The following is a 2,621-nucleotide window of genomic DNA, read 5'->3' as shown; positions in this document are numbered from 1 at the left end:
ACTTCAATAAATAACTGCCAGTCGTAACGATTTGCCAGGATCATAAATAAGCCCGCATTGATACGCGCCATTTTTTCATGATTATTTCCCGCCGCATGAGACAGCCATTGATAGAAATGTGGGGCATGTTGCCGGATACTTTCCCCGGCTGCCGGTTCTGTGAATGCGATCCCGTTATGGTTCATGAGCCAATGCTCAGGGGCGTGAGGTTTAAACGCCTGTACAGATAAATCATACACACCATTACTGAACCCGATTAACGCCCGTTTCGGTTCACCAATAACAGGAACTTGCAATTTCATCGCACTAATCGCGTTATTAATGCCGTTCGGACTGTAAGGGGTTTCGTGCTGGTCGAAGATTGCCACCATTGAACGGCTCAGCTCGCTATCTGGTACGCTTTCCCATGTTGCACCGTTATAACGATAAGTCATTTCACTGTCAGGGTTGACCGCAATTTTTCCGTAATACTCAACCAACAGTGCCCCTCGTTGGCTGGCTGCCATTTGTGCCAGATTGTTATTGGTCTTTTTGGGCTTCGCTTCGTCGATCACTGCTGCTTCTGCTTCCATGAGCTTTTTCTCTCCAACCTGATATAACCCGTTACTGAATGCCTGCTTTGTTGCCTCAATGCCGTGATGCTGGCGATAATCGTCCCAGTCGGCTTTTAATTCCGTTGGCGGTAGCGTTACCCAGCCATTAATCGCTATAGCGGTCTTCTCTGCCGCTATTTTGCCGACATTCTTTTTTAGTCTGCCGTTTTTGTCCCGTTCTCCCGGTTCGTGCCAGTCATTGTCAGCAGCAATAATAATTTTTGCATTTGGCCACTGTGCTCTGATCAGCTCGGCAACCGCGAGTAAATTACTTTCATCAATGGCTGCCAGTACCACGCCCTTATGCAGTTGGCTGACGGTTAACGCCGTTGCATACCCTTCGGTAATGATGAACGTGTCCGGCGTTCCGGGAATCTCAGATATGGGAATAAAACTGCCTTTTTTCTGCGTACCTGCAACAAGGCGTTTTTCACCGTTCGGCTTAATAGTTTGTCCACCTGTTATCGTGCCGTCCAGCGCCTGAGTCACCAGCAATAAAGCACCGTCTTTCAATAACCGTTGATTGGGGCATTGCAGCCCCTTCTTCACCAGATATTGAGATTCGCCCGTAATCTCTGTAGCGATCATTGTAGTGATGCGTTCAGCAATAGGGTTCACTGCTCGGAGCTGCTCTTTGGCTGGTTTGGATTCAGGTAAAGGCATTGCCAACGCATCCGCCACCAGCTTAGCGGCGGCAAAAATAGTGATCCCTTTGGTTCTTGCGACTAAATCCAGCCCATCACCATGATTCGGCTCATCACATTGGCGACAATGCCAGTCTCCATTATGGTTATCATCGATAAAATGAAAGCGGTCAGTGCCGCCACATATCGGGCAAGCACCATGTTTCCCCTTTGCCGGAACATCAACGCCACAGGCTGGCAACAGGCTTTGCCAGTGATTTAGGGCTGATTTTTTGACTGTGCGGATAACCTCTAACGGGTGGCTTTTCTGGTTATTATTTCCCTGACTCATGATCACTCGTCCTCTCCATAAACAGCCGCATAAAGCGCATGGTAAACTTCCTGATTAATATCACAGGCCAGTGAAAGCAAATCATGGAGTTCTTCCGAACAATAATGACGGGTCTGGTCAAGAATGACTTCAAATAAAGACGTTCCCAGTCCTGCACGGTACATCGCCTGATCCAGCGAAACAGAGTGCCTGTGTACAACGTGATTTAATAATTTCGCCACCAGTGGCTGCGGGGCATGTTTCAGAAGTGCATGGTGAACTTCCTGATTGATATCACGCCCCAGTGCAACCAGATTATTTAAATCGGTTGAGAATTCACTCTTCGATTTTTCGATAATGAACTTAAATAATGAGGTGGCCTGATGGGTACGATATAACGCCTGTTTTAATGAGACTGGGTTATCACGCATGGCGCACCTCCTGACAGGAAACGAATATCAGAGAGGACATGCCAGCCAGTCGCTGTGTGTCGGATGTAATAATAAAGAATGTAAATTTAAGGCGAGTTTGGTTAGACTGTGTGTCAGCCATAGCATTAGCTCCGATAATGTTGTGGTTAAACGCCTCAATAGTGTTAGCGCACTTCGGGGCGTTGTTGTTTTTACTTTTTGAATAAAGCAAGGTGTCAGCCACTATGTTATTTTTAAGTGTCAGCCACGTCAATCCTTTTTTATGAATGTTTTTTGTATATACTGTCAGCCCCCAACTATTAATGGATACAGATATGGCAACGAAAGCAGTAAATGCAAAGTCAAAAAAATTAGAAGCCCGTGTACCACATGAGCTTGTTGATTCAATGGAAAAACTTAAAGAAGAAGGCGAGAGCACCGCGCAATTCATAGTTTCGGCTATGTCTGGCGAAATAAAACGCCGCCTGCGTAAATCTAAAGAATCATCTGAGTAAGAATAATGAATTAACCCTCTGAAAGAGGGTTGTATCTCAAATTGAAGGTTACTTAATATCAAAGAATCGCTATAGCTATTTACCATAACCTCATCTATTTCCCAAAATTAGGTCATGCTTCCAATAGTTAGTTCGCTTAGAGGAAGTAG

Annotated in this window: 3 protein-coding genes; 1 reads left to right on the top strand and 2 read right to left on the bottom strand. The window is 45.6% G+C overall.

Annotation, left to right across the window (positions count from 1 at the left end):
• The coding region (locus AAC147_RS05920; RefSeq protein ID WP_047685979.1) for a toprim domain-containing protein at positions 1 to 1,568 on the bottom strand (1,568 nt) is incomplete at its 3' end.
• A gap of 2 nt (positions 1,569 to 1,570) precedes the next feature.
• The gene (locus AAC147_RS05915) at positions 1,571 to 1,978 is read right to left on the bottom strand and encodes a hypothetical protein (protein ID WP_047685977.1); all 408 of its coding nucleotides are present in this window, start codon (positions 1,976 to 1,978) and stop codon (positions 1,571 to 1,573) included.
• 314 nt (positions 1,979 to 2,292) lie between these two features.
• Between AAC147_RS05915 and AAC147_RS05910 the strand changes: the two genes are divergently transcribed.
• On the top strand, positions 2,293 to 2,472 hold the full coding sequence (locus tag AAC147_RS05910; protein ID WP_047685974.1) for a YlcI/YnfO family protein: 180 nt from the start codon (positions 2,293 to 2,295) through the stop codon (positions 2,470 to 2,472).
• The last annotated feature ends 149 nt before the right edge of the window (positions 2,473 to 2,621 follow it).

Origin of the sequence: Xenorhabdus sp. NBAII XenSa04, from assembly GCF_963866145.1 — a bacterium.
In the GTDB taxonomy this organism is placed as follows: domain Bacteria; phylum Pseudomonadota; class Gammaproteobacteria; order Enterobacterales; family Enterobacteriaceae; genus Xenorhabdus; species Xenorhabdus indica.
Note: the sequence above shows the minus strand (reverse complement) of the source record. Positions and strands in the feature narration are given on the sequence as shown.